Here is a 26,299-nt window from a genome sequence, read left to right as displayed (position 1 = left end):
TCTTTCATTTCTATTTAAACAACTGTGACCGTTTTAATTGGTTTTGCTGGGTTCCCAACTACCACGGTATAATCTGGCACATCATCCACTACAACGGCTCCAGCCCCAACAATGGACCATTTTCCAATAGTAATATTTTGCTTTACACATGCACCGATTCCGAGGTGCGCACCTTCCATCACTTTAACATTTCCTGCAACAGCGACTCTCGGCGAAATATGCACATAGTCTTCAATCGTACAATCGTGATCGACGCTAGCTCCAGTATTCACTATGCAATAGTTGCCAATCTTGGTAGAGGAGTTGACAATGGATCCGGCCATCATCACATTACCAAAACCCATCACTACCCTACTAGAAATAACGGCAGAAGGATGAATCAGATTAATAGGATTTTCCAGAAATTTTCCGAGGTTTTCCTTTCGACTTTTATTGCTCCCTAAGCCAAGGAAAATATTTTGGTGTCAGATATTTTTTGAAAATTATGATTGACAGGATACTCCAAAATTGTTTTCACATTCCTATCTTGGTCAAAGATCTCCACAATCTTATAGCCTAGCAACTCAGCAATCTCTATCACTACTTTTGCATGTCCACCTGCGCCCAGTATACGAATCTCCTTAGCCATTGTTCCCTTTAAAATTTTCTGTTGTTGCTTGTCCCACTGTATTGATACCTTCGCTTTGTATGACTTTTTTTACAGTCAGAAATAATATTTTGAGGTCCAAATAAAACGACATATGTTTCACGTACCACACATCAAACTCGAATTTTTTCTCCCAACTTATCGTATTCCTGCCATTCACTTGGGCCCAGCCTGTAATGCCAGGTTTGATCAAGTGACGCTTCTTTTGTTCATCATTGTAAAGTGACAGGTAGTTAACCAAAAGTGGTCTTGGTCCTATGAAGCTCATTTCTCCCTTCAAAACATTGATGAGTTGTGGCAGTTCGTCCAAAGAAGTTTTACGGACAAATTTACCAAGCCGGGTAAGTCTCATTGCATCAGGAAGCAGATCTCCATTTTCATCCCGCTGATCGGTCATGGTCTTGAACTTTATAATGTTGAAAACCTTCTCATCTTTGCCTGGCCTCTCTTGAAAAAAGAAAACATTTCCTTGGTTGAAAAGATAAAGCAAGAAGATCAATAAAATAAATACAGGAGAAAGAATGATGATCATCACCAGCGCCGAAAGGAAATCAAAAAAAGGTTTGAAGATGTTTCTGTACATGATGACAAAATAAATCCGAAATTAAGAAATTTCGGATTTAAATATTTAGATGTTAACTTTTTTATTTTTCCTCTGAGAATAAATGATAATAGACATTCCAGCGAAAAGTAACCATGGGATATAGTCATCGATTGGTGCTTTTGGTGCTCCTGGATTACCTGGAGTCCAACCACCTTCATCCAGCGAGCTTCCCTCACTTTCCAAATTTGAAGAAACCTCCGTCGAGTTGGACGAAGTTTGCCTTTCCATATTCGCCTGATTACCATCAAAGGTATTCTCTGAGAACTGAGCGAAAGACATAACACTGAATGTTATAAGTAAAAGTATGAAATATTTCTTCATTGATTGTTTAATACTAAACATGATTTTCAAGGCGTAAAGATATAAAAAATTGGCATTATTTTTAAATTTTGATATTAAATTATATTAATCCTGTGAATTAGGTAATCAAAGCGGTCAAAACTCATTGATTCGTCACTATCAAACGGTATTTTTTACTTAAAAATTTTTTTCATCTTCGGGTCTCCTGAGTTTTCAGCCTTAATAATGTAGACAGCGTTTGGTAAGTCCGATACAACCATTCTTAGCTCCTTCTCTCTAGATGATGATTCACGAACCAATCTTCCGGCAACATCATAGACTTCAACTTTCCCTAATACCTGTGAAGATTTGACCACAAAAGAGTCTCCATCTTTATATAATACAAATTCAGATTTTCTGTTATTATCAACTCCAAGCACTTGAAGGTTTTTGTAGACTATTTCAAATCGATTCTCATCTATTCCTTTTGTTGCCTCAAAGCTGTAAGATTGGGAAGTCAAATCGGTATAAATGTTTGTCTTTTTATCTTTAAGATATATTTTTTGACCGCTTTCAAATATGCCTTGTCTTTCTTTCATAATAAATGTATAGGTCCCATCTCTGTAAAATTGCGCACCAACCTTTAACCTGTCATTTTCCAAACCAGTATTATTTCTACCTTGAATACTCAATTTTTTGTAATCATTATCAGCTAGCGTGTAGAGAGCATCCGATGATAAAGAGGGAAAATCAGAATCAAATTCGTCGAGGTTATTCTGCGCATTATCATTATAAACTACTGCTGTAGTATTGATCAAATTAGTAGGTGTGGCCAGTTGCAACCAAAATACATCTTTGGCGGCAGATTGCTTGGCAAAAAAAACACCACTGTTCGAGGTACGCATATTATTTTTGAAAATAGCTGTGGGGGAAGAAATATTTTTGGCTTTCACGATAAAACCTTGTCCAACAACTATTTTGCCGTTTGGTATTTTGCTGGCATTATTCTGTGTTCCTGTTCCCGGATTCCCGACACCAGAAGGCAAATTGTATGTTGCAAAATTATTCGTACCGTAGGCAGAATAGCCTGAGCCCATCTGTACTGCTGCCGTATTTCCTGTATTGTCCCAAAACCATAGTGTATTTTCTATTTGACTAAGATTTGAAGTGTAGAAAACTTCAGCTGAAATATTAGAAGGATACGGATTTCCTATCAGATTGTATCTATTTCCAGTTGTACGTAATTCTACTGAAATGTCACCGTTATTTGGCAGTCCAAAAAATGCCGCACTAGAATTACTGAATGATTCTCCCTGGATTGAATACCCGATGCCAGATGCAAAGTTACCGGACGGAACAGCGGTATAATAATCTGTAAGTGTGTTGTAAGTATACACTCGGTTTGCTACTACAGCGTTTCCTGACTGGTACAATCCGTAGAGATTCTGTCCAGAAACAGGGGAACTCCAGAAGTTGTATTGTGTTTTTGGGACAACCGCCTCTCTCTTTACCTTGATGTTGCCGACATTGGAAGTCGAAGGATTATTTTGGATGAAATTGCCACCACTTTCAACAATCAATGTTTTAGAACTGGAAGTTCCATTGTTATTAATCAATTCATTTTCCAATGTGACAGATTGTTCATCTCCAATTGTAAGTCCTACACCGCTATTGATTGTTAATGTTTTTGCTGAGAAAGATGGTGGCGGGGTTGAATCTCCCGAGATAATCGCAGGGCTTGTGATATTTGGACCACTGATATTATTCCACGCAGTACCTGTCCAAGTGACAGTTTGGTCATTCATCAGTTTCAAATTGTAATAATTGCTTCCATCCCAGATACCACCACTTTCATTACTCGTCGTACCATCTATAGCACCGTAGACATATGCGCCACTTTCTTTTTGAAATCTGGAAGCCACGTAATAAGTTCCTGCTGGTAAATCTTTACCAAAATCTTTGATCCAGTATTCATCATTATATTCTTTTCGGAAAGCCTGCGCCTCATTATAATTCGCTACTTTCCAAGTCCAATCCGCATCGATATTTGGGTTAGAATTGTTTATACTATATCCGATCCATGCATTGACATTTGGAGCTCGTCCGTCTCCTGGCGTTGAACCATTAATATAAACTTGTGCAAAAATGTCTACTCCAATACCTTCATACATATTCTGGTGGACTTTCGGAGACTGGATGTTTGCCCAGTTGGCAACATTGGAGTTATTGACTGTAACAGCTGAAACGGAACTAACCACTTTATCACAAGCCCCAACACCAGTCGTAGCAATACAATAATAATAGTTGGTTCCAGGATTATTAAAAACAGCAGAAGGTCCTGTTGGAGGTTCATAGGTATATGATGTTGCACCTGCAATGGAAGTGCCACCATAATTGTTTGCAACAGTGTTTCTATACCACTGGTATGAAATAGTACCAGCCACAGAAACCGATAGGTTTGTAACCGCTGCGTAGAGATCAACTGTTTGGGAAATTGGCGTGATAGAAGTCGATGGATAATTATAAGAAATAGATATCGGCGTTATCGGAAGTGCATTAACACGAGCTATGGATTTGGAGTTAGATGGTGGTATTGGTGAAAAACTTAAACCATCATTTAAAAGATTAACATTAATTGTTTTTCCCGGGGAACAAGCTACTAAAGTCTCTAGCACAACATAAACACGTAAGCCTCCAGCAGGAATATCAATATTAAGTGCATCATGTCCATACTCATTATTTGTAATTGAGTTCCCTCCGTATTCACCGTAAATAGTTGCATTATTTTCTGTTCCATCGAAAGTTTCTGAACCTGTTGCCGGTTCATAATAAATTTTAAAACCATCGTTTGCTATTTCTGTACTTTCCGCAAAAGTTCCATTATTTTTAATCCAAAACCTCTGAAGTTTCCGGTCACTCAAAGACCCAAAATCTATCTTTGCCGACATGACTACATTTTTGTTTCCCACTACAATGTTGGATGATAGATCTGAACCTCTTGTCGTGAGTTCGAAAATATAATGCTGTTTCTCGTTAAGTCCAGTATTGTGCGGATTTCCGCCATAGGAATTACCATTTCCGCAATAATTCGCATGAACGGAAGTGTAAGCAATACTTCCTGGTAACATACCCGATGCAAAAGTATAATCTCCTGTAGATTGATTTACATTTTGAGTTCCGCCACAGATATTAACTGCGGTGCCGTAGGTTAATACACTAGAAGAACCCGTCCATGTTCTTCCGAAAAGTTCATAAATGTTTGATTCATTTCCAGAATTCAGGCGCATGTATGTCGTTGCATTTTTGTCAAGATAACCGTACTTTCCAATTCCGTCGGAATCTACAATATATCTTTGCCCAAAAAGCATAGTTACTCCACAAAGGAATAACCAAAAGAAAAATTTTCTCATCAGGTTTGTGTTTTTTTTAAAGTCTGCCGCAAAAATAGATTTTTTATTTGATTTACCTCAATTCATTTAATTATTATTTAACAACAACATTATCAAAGAATTAAATTACGTTTAATCGCTATTAAAGGTAATTTAACAAACGAATGTTTACTTTTTTTAACTGAAATATCGCTTGACATAAAAAAAACACCTCTCACGAGGTGTTTTTGGTAAATTATGTTGTAAAAATTCTACTTCAATATCTTTTTGGTTCTGATATCTCCAGAATTTTCTGCACGAATAATGTAAAGCCCTTCATTGAGCGTTGCTCCATGTAACCTCACAGTCTTCTGAGTCGATTTCAGACTTCTGACCAATCTGCCTGCTGCATCATAGACCTCTACGTTTCCGAGGATCTTGGAGGACTGGATGACATAATCTGAGCCGTCCCTGTAAACAGTGAAATCAGATTTACTGGATGCAGCCGTGCCTAACACAAGGTCATCCTTGAACACGATCTCAAAACGGGTCGCATCTGTTCCTTTGGTTGCGGAGAATGTATAATCACCATTACTTAAGTTGACTGTTTTACTCATCAACTTATCTTTCAGATAGATGTTTTGATTTTCCTTGAAAATTCCGGTCTTATCATCGATGCTTATTTTTTGATCTCCATTTTCGGATATTTTGATCACCAATGGGATGACATCTTGCGGATCCAAATCTCCTTTTCTGGTCTGAATTGCCAATTTTTTAGAGTCCGAACTTAATGAATAGAAATTCTCCGTTACACCTTCGTTCAATACGGCACTATCGAAGCGTTCGAAAGCATTGGTAGCGTCGCGATTATAAGACAACGCTATCACGATATTTACATTGCGAGAAGTTGAAAGCTTAAGCCAAAAATGATCATTCGCCTCAGTAGAATTATTCTTAAAATACTGAGAATTGGTACCATTATTGACAATGGCCGAAGTTCTCATCAGATTATTTTTGAAGACAAGACCTGTCGCTGTTTCTGAGGCTCTCATAATAAAGCCTTGCCCTGGTCTTATGATCCCGTTAGGTTTCTTTCCGCTTGAACCAAGGATTGAAGCAGGCGTTCCGATACCAGACGACAGATTGACCGTTGCATAATTGTTAAGAGCATATCCCGAATACGCCGACCCTAGTTGGGTCATTTGTGTATTCCCAGTATTATCCCAAAGAAAAGCGGTGGGTGTGGCACTGGTCCCATCGTTATAGAACTGAGAGGAGTTGGCATTGTACAACTCTACAAGATTAAGATTCGAAGGAAAAGGATTTCCTATCAGATTGTAATTGAAACCCGCTGTAGACAAAGGAACAGTGTTGCTACCCACTGCTGAACTTTCGTTGTTTGGAACGCCCTCAAACTTCGCAGTGATCAAGTACGGCGCTGTTGTACTAGAAGAAGGCCCTTGGATAGAGTATCCTTTGCCAAACACAGATTTAGGATTGCTTGCAGCAGGTAAGGTCTTGAAAAGGTCATTGGCTGAGTTGTATTCCATGACAAGTGGAACGCCTGTGTACAAACTGTACAAAGTCTGATCTTTGACCGGCGAGGACCAGAAATTGAACTGTACATTTGGCACCGTGGCATTTCTCAACATCGTGATGTTACCTGTATTGGCAGCATCTACATCCTGCAAGAGGTTGGCATTGTTTCCGAAGATGGCTTTACCACCTGTCACAACCTGGATTCCTTTTTTAGCAGTGACAACATATGGAGTATCAGAATCTGTTAATACTTCTGACACAGTAAGCATAGCTGTTGAATTTGTAACCTTCAGTAAATTATTGACGGTAAAGTTTTTACCGCCAGTTTCTACGTTGCTTCCGGAAACATCAACGTTTTCATACTGTGGCGTTACTTTGATTTTAGTCGCCGAGTCACCTTGGAATTCGATGGTTGAGGTTGGGTCTAGAACATATGCTCCACCTGCATCAGGTTTTGCACCATTACCACCTGTTTTGAATCTAGAACCACTATCCATCAACAGTTCTGTAACAGATTTCCCTACTGTAAAGCTTTTGCCGTCTAAAGTTGTATTTGCCATGATGCTGACCAGACCATTAATCTCTTCCGTAGCACTTGATATTTCTTTTGTACCTCCATTTGAAAATGTAAGATCAAAATAAGTTCTTCCGCCACGTAGGGTTTGACCTCCCGAATTAGATGCTAAGTCTATCTCACCACCAGTAATAGAAGTATTGTAAAATCTTGGAATATAATCGAAATCGGCCACATCAGATGGTCTAGTAATTTTATAATAAGTATCTGGTAACATTTGTAATGCTCCACCATTTGCAATACCAGAACCTCCATTGATGTATAATGCGTCAGTTTCCACCAATCTTCCTTTGCGAATATCTAAAATCCCACCATTTCCAGAATTTACATTTGCGTTGATTGCATTTGTAATTCCAAATGATGTGCTTGGCGTGAGTGTCAGATCTTTGGTTGCGAGATCCACAATAATAGCTTTCCCACTAGACGTGGCACCCACACCAGTTCCCATAACTTGATCTGTATTACCAGTATAATGATAAGTAAGAGGCTGCGTAAAGACAGGAGCGGTATTGGTTTGAATATTACCAACTGTTCCAGATGTACTATTTACACCTGCGGGAGATGTTATTTTAAGATATGACCCAGCAGCTGCACTAAAACCTGTTCCTGTAGTACCGTTTCCTAAGATATTAAGTGCAGTTGTTCCTGCAAAACCAAAATCCAAAGTTCCACCAGATAATACATTGAATTTGGAGTTGGTTCCTAACGCAAAGTTTTGATTAATCAATTTCACATATGCTCCAGAATTTACATTAAACGTGATGTTGCCTGCTGTTGCAGGATTGGCTATATCTAAGGTTTGGGTCATCGATGCTGTTGAACCATTTCCTGTTCCTGTCAAGTTGAAAGTATTAGCTCCAGTCGCATTAGAATTAATAATCGACGTACCAGATACTGATAAATCTCCTTTGAGATTTAAAATAGATGATCCTGTAATTACACCAGTAGCTCCATTCAAAACAAACGCACCTCCATTACTTATTGTTAAATCACCTTCAATTGTGAATGATGAATTAGAGCCAAGATTTGCTGTAGGTCTAAATGCTTTTGTTCCATTATGAATAAAGTTTCCTTTTACAGTTATATTCAATACTGAAGGTGTACTTAAAAAACTAATAGCTTCTGCATAAGAATTCTCTATAATCACATTTCCCCCGATAATTGTAGTAATATTGCCCGTCGATAATGGTGTTGTATCAGAATTATTTCTGAAAATTAAATCTCTATGTGTTAATTGTAAATTAAAACCTCCAGGAACAAGATTCATTTTGCCAGTCGAGTTATCAATAATAATATTTCCGAAACATGCTGTAGTACCATTTATCGCATCAGTATACAAAGATATATCTGTAGGATTTGGAACGACTAACATTGCACTAGAATTAACTGTAACAACCTTAAATATTGAGTTTGCATGAAACATTTCTTTCGCATTCCAAATTGATGATGAAGCTGCTGCAGAATGATTATATAAAAATACTCCACCATCTTTAACTTCTAATACACCACCATTTGCCTCTGTATCTATACTTACACCATTTGCCTCTTTGCTAAACGTTCCGCCATCTTCAATAATTAACTTACCGAATGTTGTAGAAATTGAAGCATGCAATATTCCAATTTTTGTTGCATCTTCGGAATCGACACCAATAACAATATCCTTTGCTGTATTGTTTCCTAATAATTTTACATCAGTATAAATATAAATTTTATTCGCAGAACCTGATGTAGGTGGTTGCGTTGGAAGTGTTTGCGGCACCCAACTTCCATTAATTCTTCTTGACCATGTAACAGTACTCCCAGATGCTGTGCTACTCCATATCCCCGATGAAGTTGATTTCCAAGCCCCATCAGCAACCGTCACTACATTCACCGTAACCATTGTACTTTGTGCCAAATGATTTGTTCCTTCAGCTTGATTTACGGTTAGTGTCTCTGAACCTACAGTTGAACCTGCAGTTATAGTCGTTCCACTTAAAGTTGCAAACCCATTATTCGTGAGCGTATAAGTATATACTCCGTTTGATGTGGAAGAGATAGTTGAGCCAGGCAGTGCATAGGTTCCTCCAGTGGTAATTCCAATAGAAGACGTTGTAAGCACAGCTGGTGCTTTCGTCACATTCCCCGTTCCCGTTCCACTAGCCAAAGAGTAATTTGTGGACAAACCACCATTGGCGCCATTCGCCAACACATATGTGACAGTTGCTGTTTTAGCTACTCCTGCGTTAGCATCTGCATAAACTCCTGTTGCCGTTGCAGTCACTGTTTCTGCAGCAATAAATCCTGAAAGCGTTCCGACAGAAATCGCTCCGGTAGCTGAAGACCCATCATATACTTTTGAAGCAATGCTCGGCGTAGTTACTGCAAGTCCTTTTGGGGTTACATTTGCGGTCAATGTTGTTGGCTGTGCTAGTGAGTAATTTCCTGATTTTGTTCCACCTAGGGTATATCCGCTCACTAAGATAGGCTTTGATGTCCCAACGTTTGCATTAGAAAAACTGAAGGTAGGGTTTCCAGACAAAGTCACATCGTCTGTACCAACAATCCCACTTAATGATGCAATCCCCGTGACAAAAGTAGCTGTTGTTCCATCATAAACTTTATTCTGTCCAGTAATTCCTGTAACACTTAATGGCTTGGCTGTCACCGTCCACGCCAAATTCTTGGTATCGCTCCCTCCGCCATTGGTAGCAGTTATACTTATATTGTATGTTCCAACATCTACATTGTTCGCCTTTGTGATGACGTTACCTGTAAATGTAAATCCCACAGGTAACGGTCCCGTACTATATGTTGGTGAACTAGATGCTGTAATGGTATATGTATCCGCTGTTCCATACATATTAGATTTGGTTTGAGAACTTGAGATTACTGGCGGTACAATGGCATTAACGGTCAAAGTTCTAACGTCCGACTCCACAGGTGCACAAGGTGAGCTACCCGTTAATATTACTTTATATTGACGCCCACTCATAGCAACCGATGTTGCCGTTGTAGTGTATGAGCTGGAATTTGTTCCCACATTGGTCCACGCCGCTGCTCCGATTTTTTCTTGCCATTGATAACTTAGCACATTAGAAGCTACCACTGAAAAAGTTGCAGTTGCAGGCTCAGTTACGGTCTGATTGACAGGTTGAGTAGTAATTATAGGTGCTGCTGTCACCGTGATTGCCTGTGAAACAGTTCCTGCAGACCAACATTCTCCAGCATCAGACTTTGCACGAACATAATAAGTACCTGATGTAGTAGGCGCATAGGCACCAGTGGTAGGAAAAGAAGTTGAAGTTCCACCAGCTGTAGTTTGCCAAAAATATTTCACATCTGTTGGTGCAGTTCCCGAGAAACTAAGGCTTGTAGAACCACAAGCTGGAGTTGCTGTAACTGTTCCTGTAGGGTCTGCCGGAGTTGAGCAAGTAGGCGCACTGGTACCTGTTAATTTTACATCATCTAATCTAAAATTCCAACCACTTGTTCCAGTAGAGTTTCTATGAAAACGTATTGAGGTAACATTATTAGGAATTACAGTCGTTGAACTGTATAATGCCCAAGTACTTCCACTTAATACACAGGAATATCTGTGAAAACACCTGTTGAACCAGTAGTACTGTAAGATATTTTAAAGTGTGTATTAGAAGCTGCATTAACTTTGATTAATCCAAATGACAAAACTAAATCAGTGTATGAATTTGCATTAATATTATCTATAATAAAGTCTTTGTCAAAAGATTCAAATGAAACATTAATTGAAGCACTTGCGCCAGTATAACCTGAAGAAGGTGAGGTATTTCTCATAACTGCTGAACCTGAAAAAGTTAATGAGCCAGTATTCTGAAATCCTGTATACGTAGCAATGGCCTGTCCAGTGGTAGCAGTTGTTCCCATACTTTCGGAAAAAACCTGCCCCCACCCTCTCACGAATGTCAGCATAAAAAGTAAAAAGAACACGGTTCTGTGGCAGAACGGAGAATAAAATTTTTTCATCAATCAAATTTTTATTGTGGTAGGCAAATTTAAACTTTTTACCCAATCCATTGCTACTTCTTCAAAAATTTAACATTACCGTAATTAATAGACTAAACTATTGTTTAATATCAATGCCATTATGATAAAGTTTTTCACTTCGCATTGCCATTGCAGCAGGTAAATTTATTCAATAATACAAAGATATCTTGGTATGGGCCTTCCTGATATTTCATACAACATATTGTCCAAGGCTGCACATGATCACTAAAAAATAGGTTGAACTGCCAGCGGAGAATACATTGTTACCTTGTCAAAAAAAAAGTAAGCCTACTCTTTTGGAAAAGTAAGCTTACTTTGGGTCAAGAGTAAGCTTACTTTTGGGTGAAAGTAAGCTTACTTTTTTAAAGCCTTAGTCCTTTTTCTTGAAGCTGGCTGTAGACAATGAATCGCTGATGCGTTTTCCAGGTCTGTAATTGACCTTTGCTCCCTTGATGTTGGCAACTGTGAAATCCACATCTTTTTCAACACCTTCGCTGGAAAGACTAGGATAGAAACTACCCAACTTATCCAGTCGGATGATCTTTCCATTGACAAGCTGATCTTGGATGACATTCTCCAATGCAATGATCACCCCACGGATGTCGGCTTCACTCAGCGCTGAGAATTTTTCGATTTGCTTTACTAGATCATCTATAGTGACTTCTCCATCGCTGGCAATGGCGGCATACCACCTTTTTCTTCCTCCACCTGCAACACCAGGCTGTGTTCTGTGCATCAATTTGTACTTGATTGGCATAATAAAAAATATTTGTGTTTCTGCATGATTGCATTGGGCTGAAATTAATAAATAAAATTGACGTAAAAAGAAAAATATTTAACAAAAACACAAATAAAATTCTATTTAACATAATATTTTACATCAAAAACACTATATATTTAACATAATATTTCAAAAACAAAAGATTAAATCAATACGATCATTTGATCACCATCATCTGACTATGCAGATTCTCAATATGCAGAATCCTGGAGAAGGGGCTGCTGATATTCTTCAACTCTTCTTTGGCGTGGATGTAGGTGTAGCGGGAAGCGATGTTGTACATGTTAGAGACCAGCACCAGCCAGCATTCTTTCGCCTTGGAATGATAAAGTTTGTACTTGCTGTTCTTCTTCTCAATCACTTGGCGGATCTTCTCGGAATGGAGCTCATCAAACAAAGAAAAGCGGTACTCCAAAAACAAAAGAACGCCCTTGTGATGGGGCGTTCTTCTGATATGTTTGACAAATTTGGTGTTCTTGTTGTTGGTGATCGCAGATGATATCTCCTTGATCAATTGCTCTGGTTGTTGATAAAAATCGTCCTGATGATAATCGATGCTGAGGTAGTAGATACCGGAAAGACTTTTATAATCCGCCAGCAAACTCTCCACGGTTCGGAAAATGTGATTGATGTAGCTTTCCTTTTTTTTGAGTTCAAAATGATTGATGATCTCCGAAACTTCTACACCGATGCTTTGCCCTTGATAATTAATAATAAAATCCGGACTCTCGCCCGTCAGATTTTCTATCTCGATATCGGGATAATGCGCGAACAAAGTACTCAGCAAGAGAAGCTCGGTCTTCTTCTGATATTCCTCGCGCTCATGCAGATTGGCGCTGCCGATGGAGTCATACCATTTGACCAGATTATCCGACTTGCCGGTTTTGGAGGCCATACAAACGTCCAAATTCTTCTGAAGGTCTTCACAATAGATCATCTTGATTTTATTAGAAATTAAACCTGTTTAAATTTAATAAATAATTGAACACTAAATACTTATATGAATTAAAATTAATAATAAAATCAAAAGGCGGCGAGAACCTCAGCCTGACGATACAGCAACAAGCGGCAAAATAAAGGTTACAAAAAATTAAGATAAACTTCATGAACAAGCAATGACAGCGTGATCCTTCATTTGATGGTTACATTTTTGCATAATATAAGACTGTAACTGACTGTACAAAAAACTAATTGTTATATTTGCAGGCATATAGACAAGACCTTAAAAATTAAAACGAATGGATTTTAAAAACTTCAAGATGCCTTACAGCATCAATCCAGATTACGCCAAAAAAACAGCTTATTTCTCCATGGAATTCGCAATCGACCAATCGCTCAAGATCTACAGCGGTGGTCTTGGATTCCTGGCGGGTTCTCATATGAAAAGTGCTTACAATTTGAAACAGGATTTCGTGGGAATCGGGATCTTGTGGAAATATGGCTACTACGACCAAAGTAGAAATATGGATCAAACCCTGAATCCGATCTGGACCAAGAAAATGTACAGCTTCCTGGAAGACACAGGCATCAAATTCCAGATCGAGATTCACAATGCTCCGGTTTGGGTAAAAGTTTGGTACTTGGCTCCAGAGACTTTCAAAACTTGCCCGATGTTCTTCTTGAGCACAGATGTTCCTGAGAATGACCATTTATCAAAGACCATCTGCCACAAACTATACGACGCGAACGAATCTACCAAAGTTGCCCAATACATCCTTCTAGGAAAAGGTGGTGCAAAATTGTTGGACGAGATGAATTTCGAAAGAGAGGTTTACCACTTGAACGAAGCGCACGGATTGCCGGCAGCATTCTATTTATTAAGAAAATATGGTGGCGACCTGGCCAAAGTAAAAGAAAAATTGGTTTTCACCACACACACACCAGAAGAAGCCGGAAATGAAAAACACAACATCCACCTTTGCCACGATATGTCCTACTTCTGCGGATTGACAATAGACGAGGTTAAGACGATTGAAGGTGTAGAAGATGACAAATTCAACCACTCACTTTGTGCTTTGAGAATGGCGAGAGTTGCGAATGGTGTTTCCCAGCTGCACGGCGTAGTTTCCAGAGAGATGTGGAACAAGTACGAAGGCATCTGTGAGATCAAATCGATCACCAATGCTCAGGAGTTCAAATATTGGGCAGACAAAGCGCTTTACCAACATAAGGAAGATGGCGACAATGTGGAATTCGACATCAGAAAAGCTTACCTTAAGAAAAGAGCTTTCCGAATTGTGGCAGACCAGACCGGAAATATGTTTGACCCGAAAGTATTGACTATTGTTTGGGCAAGACGTTTCGCAGGCTACAAAAGAGCCGACCTTCTTTTGGCGGACAAAGAGCGTTTCAGAAAAATGCTTTCGAACAAAGAACATCCGGTGCAGATCATTTGGGCAGGAAAACCATATCCAATGGATTATGGCTCAATCTCCACTTTCAACAATTTAGTTGAAGAAAGCAAGAATCATAAAAATATGGCCGTGCTTACAGGTTACGAATTATCATTAAGCAAATCATTAAAACAAGGTTCTGACATTTGGTTGAACAACCCAAGAGTGCCTAGAGAAGCCTCCGGAACCAGCGGAATGACAGCAGCCATGAATGGATCTGTGAACTTATCAACAGATGACGGATGGATCCCGGAATTTGCGAAACACGGAGAAAACTCATTCGTGGTTCCAAAAGCAGATTATGACAACTGGCCAACACTAGAGCAAGATCAATTTGACCTTAATAATCTTTATGAAGTTTTGGAAAATGAGATCATCCCAGCATATTACGAGAAGCCAGACCAATGGAGAAAGATTGTCCATACCTCGATGGACGATGTCAAAACGCAGTTCAATAGTGATAGAATGGCAGACGAATATTACAAATTGATGTATTAATTCTTCTTCCATTAAAAATAACTCTAGCCTTTCGGATTTTCTGAAAGGCTTTTTTATTTGAATTAATTTTTTAATTTAGTTTTAAGAAAAATACAACCTATGATCTTCGATTTCCTATTCCCAAACCGCTGTCTGGATTGCAATCAGTTGATTGACAAAAGAGAGATCGTGTGCGAGATCTGCAAAGACAAGATCCATTTTTCCCATCATCGATTCTCAGAAAACAATGGTTTGAAGGAAAAGGCTTCTCTCCTATTTCCGGTCGAAAATGCATTTTCATTAATGCTTTACGAAAAGGAAAGCCTGGCGCAGAAGATCATCCAACAACTGAAATACAACCACCGGGAAAAGATAGGAAAGAATATCGCAGAATGGACCATCGAGAAATTAAACTTCGAAGACAAAAAGCCAGACCTCATCGCCACCGTTCCACTCCATCCCAAAAAGCTGAAACAAAGAGGCTACAATCAACTTCATATTTTCGCGAATGAGTTGTCAAAGCATTTTCAGATTCCAATCAGTCATTCCCTTCTTCAGCGAACAAAACATTCCAAAGCACAAGCAAAGAAAGACCAGCATGAACGCCTGAAAACAAAAAATGCCTACCAACTGACCGAGAAGATCCGTGATAAGCATCTATTATTGATCGATGATGTTTACACCACTGGAAACACAAGTTCCAACATTGCCTGGGAAATCATAAACAATTCTGACAATGTGAAGGTCAGTTTGCTTGTGATGGCGATGGACGTGTAAATATAAATGATGGTTGATAGTTGATAAATGATGAGTGGCAATCGATTATCATTTATAATGATCTATCTCTGAAGTTTCTCGCCGTAACTCAAATCGCCCGCGTCGCCCAAACCTGGCGTAATGTAACCTTTTGGAGTCAGACTTTCGTCCAATGCACCAATCCAGATCTTTGCGTCAGGATACGCTTTTTGGATGGTTTCTACACCTTGTCGGCTTGCAATAGCCGCGACGATATGAATGGAAGTTGGTTTTCCGTTGGTCAAAAGATCTTTGATGGCTTCGATTAGGGATGCGCCGGTTGCCAACATGGGATCAGCTACAATCAGTGGACGACCGTCCAATTTCGGGCAGGTGAGATAATCTTGTTTGATGGAAAAATAATCGTTGATGTCGTGCTTTCTGTACGCCGCCACAAATCCACAATCTGCCTTATCAAAATAATTGAGAATCCCTTGGAATAGCGGAACTCCAGCTCTAAGGATCGTAGTGATCACAGGCTGTGTTTCGATTTCTTTGACGGAGATCTTTTCCAGTGGCGTGGTGATTTCAATGTCGATGAAATTCAAAGTTTTACTGATCTCGAAAGCGGCAATTTCGCCGATGCGTTCCATATTTCTACGGAATTTTAAGCGGTCATTTTGTACCTCAACATTTCGAAGGTCATTGATCCAGGAGTTCACCAATGAGAATTCTTCTGATAAAACTTTTAGCATTTCGTTTATTTTGTGGGTAAATATCGTAAAAATTTGGAAATTGTCTGGATTTGGTTCCAAATAATTTTTGATGAAATACGTTATTTAATGATATTTTGATGGTTATAGGTCGCTCCTCTGGAGCTTTGCTAATGGTGTTGATTTTTTTCCTACCAACAGGTCGCTCCTCTGGAGCTCTGACAATCGTTCAATTACTTTCTACCAATAGTTCGCCACGCTGTGGTTTCTTTCTAAATCTTAGGCTTTGGTGATGTTGCCAACATCAGATTTTTTTATCATTACTTTGTCATTCCGTAGGAATGTAGACTGTTTGGATTTTCTCGGAAGATATAATTGCGTTGGTAATACATAATATTATCTTATTGTAACAGTTCGCTCCTCTGGAGCTTTGAAAATACTACAATTCTTTTTCTACCAATAAATCATCGCTCCGCGACTTTCGTCGAGACAACTTTGCTTTGAAGCACTTTGAAAACTTGAAAGATGGTTGAAAACCTCAACATAGCCCCGATAGCAACGGCATCCTTTTTCTTTTAGGTTGCATTGGTCCGAGCTGTGGCAACCTGAAAGAAAAAGATATAGTGGATAGCGGGTTGGAATGGTGAAAAGAAATAGACACGTGATGCTCCTAAAATAAAAAACCCTCTCGAAGTTTGAACTAAGAAAGGGTTTGGATTTTATTTTTGTCTGAAGTAAATCTCGATTGGCACTCCGGTGAAACCAAAGTTTTTTCGAAGTTGATTTTCGGTGAATCGCTTGTACGGCTCCTTCACATATTGCGGAAGGTTGCAGAAGAATACGAACTGTGGCGATGGCGTTGGCAACTGCACACAATATTTGATCTTAATGTATTTTCCTTTGTTGGATGGCGGTGGCATTGCTTCGAAGATCGGCAACATCACTTCATTCAGTTTGGACGTTTTGATCTTTTTCTTACGGTCTTCGTAAACGACCATTGCCATTTCTACGGCTTTCAGGATCCTTTGTTTTGTCAAAGCGGAAACGAAAAGAATGGGAATATCGTTGAACTGACCGATCTTGTCTCTGATGGATTGTTCGAAATCACGGATCGTGTTGGTGTGTTTGTCCTCGATGAGATCCCATTTGTTGACAAGGATCACGATTCCTTTTCTGTTTTTTTGAGCCAATCCGAAGATATTCATATCCTGAGATTCCCAACCCTGTGTGGCATCTACCATCAAGATCACAACATCGGAATATTCGATGGAGCGGATGGATCTCATTACGGAATAAAATTCCAGATCCTCGGAAACTTTCGCTTTACGACGCATTCCGGCAGTGTCTACCAACACAAACTCGTGTCCGAATTTGTTGTACAAAGTCTGGATACTGTCTCTTGTAGTTCCGGCAACATCGGTTACGATATTTCTTTCAACATCGAGAAGTGCGTTCGTCATTGTAGATTTCCCTACGTTTGGACGACCTGCGATGGTGATCTTTGGTAAACCTTCGAACGGATCTTTGTAATCTGTAGTCGGGAAGTCTCTCACGACAGCATCTAGCAATTCTCCAGTTCCGGAGCCTGTTGCGGAAGATAAAGTGAAATATTTTTCAACGCCTAATTGGTAAAACTCGGTTGCAGGAAGTTCTTCTTTGGAAGAATCCACTTTGTTGACTACCAAATATAAAGGCTTGTTTGATTTTCTTAATAATTCGAAGATCTCTTGATCGGTGTCTGTAAGTCCATCGTCCACGCTTACCATAAAGATGATAGAGGTTGCTTCGTCCACAGCCAATTGAACCTGCTTGCGGATCTCCACTTCGAAAACGTCGTCTGTTCCTACGTCGTAACCACCTGTGTCGATCACGGTAAAATCAACGCCGTTCCAGTCAGATTTTCCGTAATGACGGTCTCTGGTAACGCCGGCAGTGGAATCTACGATAGCTTCTCTTCTTTCTAATAATCGATTAAATAATGTGGATTTTCCTACGTTGGGACGCCCAACGATTGCGACAATATTTGACATAAATTTGTTTCTTGGTCTCAGCTCAGGTTAAGAATCATTGAGCGTAAGACTTGGTTAAGAATGGGTTACTTCGACTTTCGAAGCCCAAAATTTTTGCAAATGTACGAAATATTGTTGTTTTGATTGGGTTTATTGTTTTGATTGTGAGATTAGAGACTACTGATGTTTTAATTTTAACACTAAAGTCACTTTAGAGCATAAATAAAATGCTTATTAGAGTTCACTTAAGGAATCACTTATGTGTTCTAATGTGAACTACTATTTTATAATTAATCTAAACTTAAGTGCTAAATATTCTACTATGATAAATTAAACTTCATATACACTATTATTATTCTGCCTTCCTTCTTGATTTTAAGTTTTGGACGAGATTTTGTTATATTAATGCAAAATCAAACTATGAAAAAAGTATTAATTATTCTATTGGTGGCTTTCATTATGATCCAGTTTTTTCAAATTGATAAAGTGAATCCCGCGACCAACGACGGAATGGATTTTATAAAGATTAAAAACACGCCGGAACCGATTGCCAACATCATCAGAAATTCTTGCTACGATTGTCATTCCAACGAGACCAAATATCCGGCTTACAGTTACATTCAGCCAGCGGGTTGGCTTTTGAAAAGTCATATTGATGAAGCAAGACTGGAACTTAATTTCTCTACATTTGCAACCTACGATTCCAAACGTCAAATTCATAAATTGGAAGAGGCTGCGGAATATGTGGAGCAAAAGAAAATGCCTTTGGAAAGTTACACGCTCGGACATCCTGATGCGAAATTAACCGATGAACAAAGAAAACAATTAGTGGATTATTTCCGAATGGTCCAGAAACAAATCCAACAAGCCAACGCCTTATGACCACAGATATCTCAGTAAGTTTCAAAGACAAGAACATCGTTTTCTATGATGGCGAATGTGGATTTTGCAACCATTGGGTGCAATGGATCTTGGAGAAGGATAAAAATGACAAGTTCTTGTTCTCGTCATTACAATCGGAATTTGGGCAGAAGTTTTTGAATGAACGAAATCTGCCCAACCAGGTTTTTGATACGCTTTACCTTTGGAAACCAGATAGTTTCTATTTGACCAAATATCAGGCGATTTTGGAAATTGCTTCAGAAATTGGCGGTATCTATTCGTTAGCTTCAATTGGGAAGATACTTCCTGACGCAATTGGAAATCAATTCTACAATCTCGTTTCCAGAAATCGTAAAAAATTGGCTGCAAACCAATGTTTCTTACCAAGTGCGGACCAGCGGAAAAAATTCATCAATTAACTGGTTGTAGCGTGAATTGACGTTGTAGCTGCGTGAGTGATTGCAGCGGCATCCTTTTTTTGATGGTGGAAAATGCGGCTGTGGAAAAAAGATATAGCGGAAAGCACGGCCCGCTTGTTTTGCGTTGGGATCTTGCGGTTGGGAAACAAAGGGACACGCCCAAATAATTGTTAGTTTTTTCTAAAATTTTAAAATTGAATTTTTTCTGATTTTATATTTTTATATTTGCACATTATGGATTATAATACCGACAGAACACAACTATTACTGCCCGAATATGGGCGCAACATACAGCAGCTGGTGGAGCATTGCAAAACCCTGCAAACCAAAGAAGAAAGAAATGAAATGGCGCTTGCCATCATCGAGTTTATGGGACAGAGAAACCCACATCTCCGCGATGAGGAAAACTACAAGCACAAGCTTTGGGACCACTTGTTTATTTTGGCAGACCACAATCTGGACGTAGATTCTCCGTATCCGGTACTTTCTGCGGATGACCTGATCACAAAACCTAGAAAAATGGACTATCCTTCTTTGGATAATGCTTATAAATTCTACGGGAAAAGCATCCTGCAATTGATAGAAAAAGCCATCGCACTGGAAGAAGGCGACGAGAAAGAAGCTTTGACCCACGTGATCGCCAATAATATGAAAAAGTCCTACAATGTCTACAACAAGGAACACGTGCAGGATGATGTGATCTTCCGCCACTTGAAGGAACTTTCGAATGACAAACTGGACCTCACCACTTTGGAATCGTTGGAAAGAAGCAAGATCTACTACGCTGCCAACAGAAATAATAACAACAGGAACCCCAATAGTAACAACAGGAATCCAAATCAAAATAATAACAACAATAACAGAAGGAATAACTTCCAAAACCATAAAAACAAGAGAAAATAATGAGTAATGCGTTCGAAATACGAGGAGGAAAAAAACTAAGCGGAGAGATCACACCACAAGGTGCGAAAAATGAAGCTTTACAAATCCTTTGTGCTGTTTTGTTGACTGAAGATGAGGTGCGAATCAGTAATATTCCGGATATTAAAGATGTCAACAAATTGATTGACATCTTACAGGATTTTAACGTAAAAGTTACGAAAAACGGAAAAGGAGACTACACTTTCAAAGCAGATGAGGTCAATTTCGATTATATAAAATCTCAGGAATTCAAGAAAGATGGCGCAAAACTGAGAGGTTCTGTGATGATCTTGGGTCCAATGTTGGCGAGATTTGGTGAAGCCTATTTGCCAACACCTGGCGGAGACAAGATTGGAAGAAGACGTCTGGACACGCATTTCCAAGGTTTTGTGGAATTGGGCGCAGAATTCACTTATGATGAAGAAGAAGCTTATTATTCTCTAAGAGCTAAAGAATTGAAAGGAAAATTCATTCTTCTTGAAGAAGCTTCTGTAACCGGAACAGCCAATATCGTAATGGCTGCCGTTTTGGCAAAAGGAAAAACGAGTATTTACAATGCAGCTTGCGAACCATACCTTCAGCAACTATGCAAGATGCTGAACAGAATGGGCGCAAATATTTCCGGAATCGGTTCCAATCTTCTAATTGTAGAAGGTGTTGACAAATTGAATGGAACAGACCACAGAATGTTACCAGACATGGTAGAGATCGGCTCTTGGATCGGGTTAGCTGCGATGACCAAATCGGAGATCACCATCAAAGATGTAAACTGGAATGAACTGGGCGTGATCCCGAATACTTTCAGAAAACTAGGAATTGAATTGGAACAAAGAGGCGATGATATTTATATTCCTTCTCAGGAAAATTACAAGATCCAGAAATTCATCGATGGATCGATCTTGACTGTTTCAGATGCACCTTGGCCAGGATTTACGCCGGATCTATTATCAATCATATTGGTTGTGGCAACTCAGGCCAAAGGTTCTGTTTTGATCCACCAAAAAATGTTCGAGAGCCGTTTGTTCTTCGTCGATAAATTAATTGATATGGGCGCGCAGATCATCCTTTGCGATCCACACAGAGCAACCGTCATCGGAATGAATCAGGAAACACCGTTGAGAGGAACATCTATGGTTTCGCCAGACATCAGAGCTGGAAATGCTTTGTTGATCGCGGCGCTTTCTGCAGAAGGAAAATCCATCATTCAGAACATCGAACAGATCGATCGTGGTTATGAGAATATCGACGAAAGATTGAGAGCGATCGGCGCAGACATCAGAAGAATCGAACAATAACTAGTAATTTTAGTTGTCAGCCGACAGCTTGATCATTTATAAAAAATTAAAGGAAGCTCATTATGAAGCTTCCTTTGTTTGTTGTAGGACTGGTATTTTGCAACTCATCAGTTTATATTCACCAAGGTAATTTTCGATCTTATCTATTTCGTCATCCGTGATCTTCAGAAGAAGTTTTACGTTGCCGAAGTTATTGCCATTCAGATATTCGATATGCGCGTTCACGATCTTGTAGCTGATCTTGTAATGATTGTAGATCGTGTAAAGCAGGATATCAAATCTTATTTTACCATTCAGTTCTATTTCCAGGATTATTTCCTTTGTGGGCTTTTGAAAGAAGCCTCCTTTCTGCGTTTCTTGTGGATAGATCATAATTGAATATTTTTTGGTGAGTTGATTATTTAAATTTATTTTGGATTGGAGCGACAAGGAATTGATAGAGATAACAGCCGACACAAATTTTGAAAAAGCTTTCCAGACTTGCTAAGATGATCAGGAGAAACCCGACTGCGAAAGCCGGATCATACAATCCATTGAGCATCAATAAAAAAACCAATAATGTAAAAAGAGAACCCAGTGTCGCCGCAAATCTTTTAGGTGCCGCGAAGATCGGTTTCCTTTTCCATCCCAATATTTTCGAGATCGATCTTGAAAAAAGGGCTAAAGGAGAAAGTGATAAGCCTAAAGCCCTCATAATAAAATCAAAAACTAAGAGTAAAACCAAATACGGCCACTTGAAAATAAGGGCTACCGCGAGAACAATGATCACCAAAAACGCAGTCGATCTGATTGTATTTTCGTCCGTGTAAAATTTATTTGTTTGATTCATCGTTCTTAAAATTTTTAAATAAAAAAAGCTCTACCGGAAAGGTAAAGCTTATGACATATTCTCTCCTATCCAATGATTTACTTGGAGTTACACATTATGATTTGAGAGAAGATGCCTTTCATTTAATTCTAATTCTACTGCAAATATATAAATTATTTAATTCCCACCAAATAAGTATGAATTAAATTTAAAAAATTTTATTTCAGTTCCCCGACTTTACTCAATTTTTCAGAAGCCGCCAATCCATTGGGATTACAGCCTGGCTCACCTTCCGGAACTTTCAGGTTTCTTTCTTGATAGAATTTTTCCCAAAACGCATTGGTCGTTTTCGTTTTCGGGTCGATGAAAGTCATTGGTTCCAAAGTGAAGATTTGATTCTCACGAAACGCCCTTTCCACAAAATCTGAACAGTAATAGGAATTTTCGTCGAGAATATAATTGAAATTATAAGGTTTCCCAACCAAAGTTTCTGCCTTCGAAACAGAATTTGGAATGATACTTTGATATTCTTCTTTCAGACGATAAACGTCAATTTTTTGTCCAAGTTTGGTTTGCTCCTTCAAAAAAGAATTGAGTTTTTGTTTCTGAGAGCCGCCTTTCGGAGCAGCGTGGAGCACGTACAAATGCTCAGATTCCTTCTTCACGATTCCGATATGGTCGTACGAAGTTTTCTTTTCCGTTTGCGTCACATTGTTGATCGCGCCAGACAATCCCGTTTCCACAGCAGGCACAAAAAGCAGATCTCCGTTTTCCAAAATTGAGGTATTGTAAGTTTTACAACTTAATGTCAACAAGAACAAAAAAAGTAAAACCGATTTTTTCATAGCTGCAAAGATAATTGAAGATTCAAATTACAGAAAGCATTTACTTATTAATTTTTAGACTTTGAGTTGAAAGCTATTTACAAATATTTTTATGGCAGCTTTTCCGTCCTCCGTTCCCAATCTTTTTTGCAGAAAGTTTCCAGTTCAAATAGAATGTAAGTACAAGCAAAAAAGGATTTCCACTCAGGCCGGGCTGCAGCTTCGCAAATGTTCACGATCTGTCATCAAATCACATTCTCTCGAATTTTGAAAACTATCAACTGACAACCAAAAAATCACTATTTTTGTATCCCAAAGTCAATAAACAATGCCGAAAATATCTCAGCGCGCTCAGCATATGCCCGCTTCTCCAGTTAGAAAATTAGTTCCGTTTGCAACAGCAGCAAAACAGAAAGGAATCAAAGTTTACCACCTCAATATTGGTCAACCCGATATCGAAACGCCGGAAACTGCGCTGGAAGCCATCAAAAACAACCACCTCAAAATCTACGAATACGCACTTTCCGAAGGTAATCTGGAATACAGAACTGCGCTTAGAGATTACTACCATTCTTTAGGATTCACAGATTTGACCACAGATAATTTCATCGTAACCAACGGTGGTTCCGAAGCTCTGAACTTCGCCATTTCCACACTTTGTGATGATGGAGACGAAATCATTATTCCAGAACCATATTATGCAAATTATAACGGATTTGCAGGAACTTTCAACATCAATATCGTTGCTGTTCCATCTACGATTGATACAGGATTTGCTTTACCAGCAATCGAAGAATTTGAAGAGAGAATTACAGATAAAACAAGAGCGATTGTTATCTGTAATCCAGGAAACCCAACAGGCTATTTATATTCAAGAGAAGAACTTCAGCAATTGGCAGAGATCGCAAAGAAACACGATATCGTCATTATTTCCGACGAAGTTTACAGAGAATATGTCTACGACGGAGAACAACAGATCTCTATGTTCGAGTTTCCAGAAGTGGCAGACAACGTCATCGTCATCGACTCTGAATCAAAAAGATATTCGATGTGTGGTGCAAGAATTGGCTGTCTGATCACGCGTTCCAAAAAAATCCACGACGCGGCAATTCTTTTTGCTCAGGCAAGATTGAGTCCAGTTCTATTGGGACAGATTGCTGCAACTGCTGCGCACAAAAATGATGCAGAATATATTGCTAAAGTAAGAGAGGAATACAAACAGCGCCGTGACCTTTTGGTCGGATTATTGAATGAGATTCCCGGTGTTATCTGTCCAAAACCAAAAGGCGCATTTTACTGCGGTGTAGAATTGCCGGTGGATGACACAGAGAAGTTTGCACAATGGCTTTTGGAAAGCTATTCTAACAACGGTGAAACCGTAATGGTCGCGCCAATGGGTGGCTTCTACAGCAATCCTGAACTTGGAAAAAAACAAGTGAGGATCGCTTACGTTTTGAAACAGGAAGATCTGAAAAGAAGTGTTGAGATCCTGAAAGATGCGATCACCCAATACAATTCTGAATTTAATTAAAATAAAAAAATACAGTGATGAAAATTATCAAAATAGGATTCGTCCTTTCAGCAATCAGTTTGTTTTTGCTTAGCTGCAAAACAACTGCTCAAACTACTTCGTCCATCAAATCGGTTTCGTACAGACATACAATGGGACGAGGCGGCGCAACGTTTATCAATGCGAGCAAAGACTCTTTGGAATCATCTGCGAGAGGTGGAAGAACTGAGGAATTCCCAAGCTTCAAAAAGAAAATAAACACGAAGGATTGGACAAAATTAGTTTCCGGAATTGATATCTCAATTTTAGAAAAAACCCAAAGTGGCGAAAGACGCGGACATTATGACGGTCCAGACCAGATCTTTACCATCGTTACAGATTCCAAAGAATATGAATTTTACAATGTTCCCGTTGGATCTGTAGGTTACAAACAATTGGAAAAACTGAAAACCGAATTGAATAATTTGCTTCCTCAGTATAAATAATGATCCAGGAAAACATTTCTCTCAAACCTTTCAACACATTTGGCGTAGATGCATCCGCAAGATTTTTTGCTGAAGTCAATTCAGTAGAAGAACTCACAGAAACTCTCAAATCCTCAAACACTCAAACGCTCAAACTCTTCCTAGGTGGCGGAAGCAATCTGCTTTTGACAAAGGATTTTGAAGGTTTGGCAATTAGATTGAATCTGAAGGGAATTACGGAGGAGATCATCAATGATAATGAAATTTTAGTTACTGCAAAAGCTGGTGAAAACTGGCATCAATTTGTGATGTTTTGTCTGGAAAAAAATTATGGTGGATTGGAAAATCTGTCGTTGATTCCAGGAAACGTCGGAACTTCGCCGATGCAAAATATTGGCGCTTACGGTACGGAAATCAAGGACGTATTTGAAAGTTGCAAAGTTTTGAATCTTAAAACCCTTGAACTCGAAACCCTGAACTCGGAACAATGCCGATTTGGTTACAGAGATTCGATTTTCAAGCAGGAAGGAAAAGGGAAATATGTGATTTTGGAAGTGACTTTCCGACTGACCACAAAAACCCATAGAATTGATGTGGAATATGGCGCCATCCAATCTGAATTGGAAAATTTGGGAATCATCAATCCGACGATTCAAGATGTTTCCAGAGCGGTCATCAATATCAGACAAAGCAAATTGCCCGACCCAAAAGAGATTGGAAATGCTGGAAGTTTTTTCAAAAATCCGACAATTCCGCTCGCACAATATGAAACTTTGAAACTAAAATTCGAAAATATTCCTGGTTATCCTAATGGTGATTTTGTAAAAGTTCCTGCAGGTTGGCTCATTGAACAATGTGGCTGGAAAGGAAAGCAAATCGGGAATGTGGCTTCACATAAACTTCAGGCTCTGGTCATCATCAATGCAACTGGGAATGCGACTGGAAAGGAGATTTTTGATTTCTCAACAATGATTATTGATTCCGTAAAAGAAAAATACGGAATTGAGCTGGAACGGGAAGTGAATATTATTTAAAAACATCAGAAACCCCTTCACA

23 protein-coding genes are annotated in these 26,299 nt (G+C 39.1%); 9 read left to right on the top strand and 14 right to left on the bottom strand.

The features are described from left to right. Positions 1 to 14: 14 nt before the first annotated feature. The 9 genes from BMW39_RS02890 to BMW39_RS02855 form a co-directional block, all read right to left on the bottom strand. Positions 15 to 401: a NeuD/PglB/VioB family sugar acetyltransferase gene (locus BMW39_RS02890; RefSeq protein WP_245750448.1), complete on the bottom strand. Its 387-nt coding sequence runs from the start codon at positions 399 to 401 to the stop codon at positions 15 to 17. Between the two features lie 38 nt (positions 402 to 439). Further along, a complete protein-coding gene (locus BMW39_RS19070) occupies positions 440 to 628 on the bottom strand; it encodes a PglD-related sugar-binding protein (protein ID WP_051879988.1) in 189 nt (62 codons plus the stop codon). Beyond that, the gene (locus tag BMW39_RS02885) at positions 621 to 1,229 is read right to left on the bottom strand and encodes a sugar transferase (protein WP_034977034.1); all 609 of its coding nucleotides are present in this window, start codon (positions 1,227 to 1,229) and stop codon (positions 621 to 623) included. The genes BMW39_RS19070 and BMW39_RS02885 overlap by 8 nt, the downstream gene beginning before the upstream one ends. Positions 1,230 to 1,274: 45 nt before the next feature. Then, positions 1,275 to 1,529 (bottom strand): hypothetical protein, encoded by a 255-nt coding sequence (locus tag BMW39_RS02880; RefSeq protein ID WP_034977032.1) that lies wholly within the window; start codon positions 1,527 to 1,529, stop codon positions 1,275 to 1,277. A 194-nt stretch (positions 1,530 to 1,723) separates the two neighbouring features. Beyond that, the gene (locus BMW39_RS02875) at positions 1,724 to 4,939 is read right to left on the bottom strand and encodes a T9SS type A sorting domain-containing protein (protein ID WP_034977030.1); all 3,216 of its coding nucleotides are present in this window, start codon (positions 4,937 to 4,939) and stop codon (positions 1,724 to 1,726) included. Positions 4,940 to 5,169: 230 nt separating this feature from the next. Further along, on the bottom strand, positions 5,170 to 10,329 hold the full coding sequence (locus tag BMW39_RS02870) for a YDG domain-containing protein (protein ID WP_034977028.1): 5,160 nt from the start codon (positions 10,327 to 10,329) through the stop codon (positions 5,170 to 5,172). Between the two features lie 239 nt (positions 10,330 to 10,568). Then, positions 10,569 to 10,991, bottom strand: coding sequence for a hypothetical protein (locus tag BMW39_RS02865; protein WP_034977026.1), 423 nt, complete (start codon positions 10,989 to 10,991; stop codon positions 10,569 to 10,571). A 391-nt stretch (positions 10,992 to 11,382) separates the two neighbouring features. Continuing rightward, positions 11,383 to 11,769 carry an HU family DNA-binding protein gene (locus BMW39_RS02860; RefSeq protein ID WP_034977024.1) on the bottom strand — a complete coding sequence of 129 codons (387 nt, stop codon included), beginning with the start codon at positions 11,767 to 11,769 and terminating at the stop codon, positions 11,383 to 11,385. A 181-nt stretch (positions 11,770 to 11,950) separates the two neighbouring features. Continuing rightward, positions 11,951 to 12,730, bottom strand: coding sequence for a hypothetical protein (locus tag BMW39_RS02855; protein ID WP_034977022.1), 780 nt, complete (start codon positions 12,728 to 12,730; stop codon positions 11,951 to 11,953). Between the two features lie 301 nt (positions 12,731 to 13,031). On the opposite strand from BMW39_RS02855, the gene glgP reads away from it, so the two are divergent. Both glgP and BMW39_RS02845 read left to right on the top strand, forming a co-directional pair. After that, positions 13,032 to 14,684: an alpha-glucan family phosphorylase gene (glgP, locus tag BMW39_RS02850; RefSeq protein ID WP_034977020.1), complete on the top strand. Its 1,653-nt coding sequence runs from the start codon at positions 13,032 to 13,034 to the stop codon at positions 14,682 to 14,684. A gap of 99 nt (positions 14,685 to 14,783) precedes the next feature. Continuing rightward, a complete protein-coding gene (locus BMW39_RS02845; RefSeq protein ID WP_034977019.1) occupies positions 14,784 to 15,440 on the top strand; it encodes a ComF family protein in 657 nt (218 codons plus the stop codon). A gap of 62 nt (positions 15,441 to 15,502) precedes the next feature. Here the strand turns inward: BMW39_RS02845 and upp are convergent, their stop codons facing one another. Further along, positions 15,503 to 16,153 carry a uracil phosphoribosyltransferase gene (gene upp, locus BMW39_RS02840; protein ID WP_034977017.1) on the bottom strand — a complete coding sequence of 217 codons (651 nt, stop codon included), beginning with the start codon at positions 16,151 to 16,153 and terminating at the stop codon, positions 15,503 to 15,505. 677 nt (positions 16,154 to 16,830) lie between these two features. Next, complete coding sequence (gene der, locus BMW39_RS02835; protein WP_028121367.1) at positions 16,831 to 18,141, bottom strand: ribosome biogenesis GTPase Der; 1,311 nt, start codon at positions 18,139 to 18,141, stop codon at positions 16,831 to 16,833. Positions 18,142 to 18,540: 399 nt separating this feature from the next. Here der and BMW39_RS02830 point away from each other — a divergent pair, with 399 nt between their 5' ends. From BMW39_RS02830 to murA, 4 genes are all read left to right on the top strand, one after another. Beyond that, a complete protein-coding gene (locus tag BMW39_RS02830) occupies positions 18,541 to 19,002 on the top strand; it encodes a heme-binding domain-containing protein (RefSeq protein ID WP_034977916.1) in 462 nt (153 codons plus the stop codon). After that, positions 18,999 to 19,421: a thiol-disulfide oxidoreductase DCC family protein gene (locus tag BMW39_RS02825; protein ID WP_034977015.1), complete on the top strand. Its 423-nt coding sequence runs from the start codon at positions 18,999 to 19,001 to the stop codon at positions 19,419 to 19,421. Before BMW39_RS02830 ends, BMW39_RS02825 begins: the two co-directional genes overlap by 4 nt. A 234-nt stretch (positions 19,422 to 19,655) precedes the next feature. Continuing rightward, entirely contained in the window at positions 19,656 to 20,324 is a 669-nt protein-coding gene (locus BMW39_RS02820; RefSeq protein ID WP_034977013.1) for a DUF4290 domain-containing protein, read from the top strand. After that, on the top strand, positions 20,324 to 21,637 hold the full coding sequence (gene murA, locus BMW39_RS02815; RefSeq protein ID WP_034977011.1) for a UDP-N-acetylglucosamine 1-carboxyvinyltransferase: 1,314 nt from the start codon (positions 20,324 to 20,326) through the stop codon (positions 21,635 to 21,637). The genes BMW39_RS02820 and murA overlap by 1 nt, the downstream gene beginning before the upstream one ends. Positions 21,638 to 21,697: 60 nt before the next feature. Here murA and BMW39_RS02810 read toward each other — a convergent pair whose 3' ends face one another. From BMW39_RS02810 to BMW39_RS02800, 3 genes are all read right to left on the bottom strand, one after another. Continuing rightward, positions 21,698 to 22,009: an NIL domain-containing protein gene (locus BMW39_RS02810; RefSeq protein WP_074719303.1), complete on the bottom strand. Its 312-nt coding sequence runs from the start codon at positions 22,007 to 22,009 to the stop codon at positions 21,698 to 21,700. A 25-nt stretch (positions 22,010 to 22,034) separates the two neighbouring features. Next, a complete protein-coding gene (locus tag BMW39_RS19690) occupies positions 22,035 to 22,466 on the bottom strand; it encodes a DUF4395 domain-containing protein (RefSeq protein ID WP_074719284.1) in 432 nt (143 codons plus the stop codon). A 197-nt stretch (positions 22,467 to 22,663) separates the two neighbouring features. Then, on the bottom strand, positions 22,664 to 23,290 hold the full coding sequence (locus tag BMW39_RS02800; protein ID WP_034977008.1) for a YiiX/YebB-like N1pC/P60 family cysteine hydrolase: 627 nt from the start codon (positions 23,288 to 23,290) through the stop codon (positions 22,664 to 22,666). 307 nt (positions 23,291 to 23,597) lie between these two features. On the opposite strand from BMW39_RS02800, the gene BMW39_RS02795 reads away from it, so the two are divergent. Genes BMW39_RS02795 through murB form a run of 3 tightly spaced genes read left to right on the top strand, consistent with a single transcriptional unit; the run spans position 23,598 to position 26,277 of the window. After that, on the top strand, positions 23,598 to 24,800 hold the full coding sequence (locus tag BMW39_RS02795) for a pyridoxal phosphate-dependent aminotransferase (protein WP_034977007.1): 1,203 nt from the start codon (positions 23,598 to 23,600) through the stop codon (positions 24,798 to 24,800). Positions 24,801 to 24,817: 17 nt separating this feature from the next. Continuing rightward, on the top strand, positions 24,818 to 25,264 hold the full coding sequence (locus BMW39_RS02790) for a hypothetical protein (RefSeq protein ID WP_034977005.1): 447 nt from the start codon (positions 24,818 to 24,820) through the stop codon (positions 25,262 to 25,264). Beyond that, positions 25,264 to 26,277, top strand: a complete 1,014-nt coding sequence (murB, locus tag BMW39_RS02785) for a UDP-N-acetylmuramate dehydrogenase (protein WP_375600491.1) — start codon at positions 25,264 to 25,266, stop codon at positions 26,275 to 26,277. Before BMW39_RS02790 ends, murB begins: the two co-directional genes overlap by 1 nt. The last annotated feature ends 22 nt before the right edge of the window (positions 26,278 to 26,299 follow it).

Origin of the sequence: Epilithonimonas lactis (assembly GCF_900110605.1) — a bacterium.
Taxonomy (GTDB): domain Bacteria; phylum Bacteroidota; class Bacteroidia; order Flavobacteriales; family Weeksellaceae; genus Epilithonimonas; species Epilithonimonas lactis.
The sequence above is the reverse complement of the archived record's forward strand: the minus strand, read 5'-3'. Positions and strand labels throughout refer to the sequence as shown.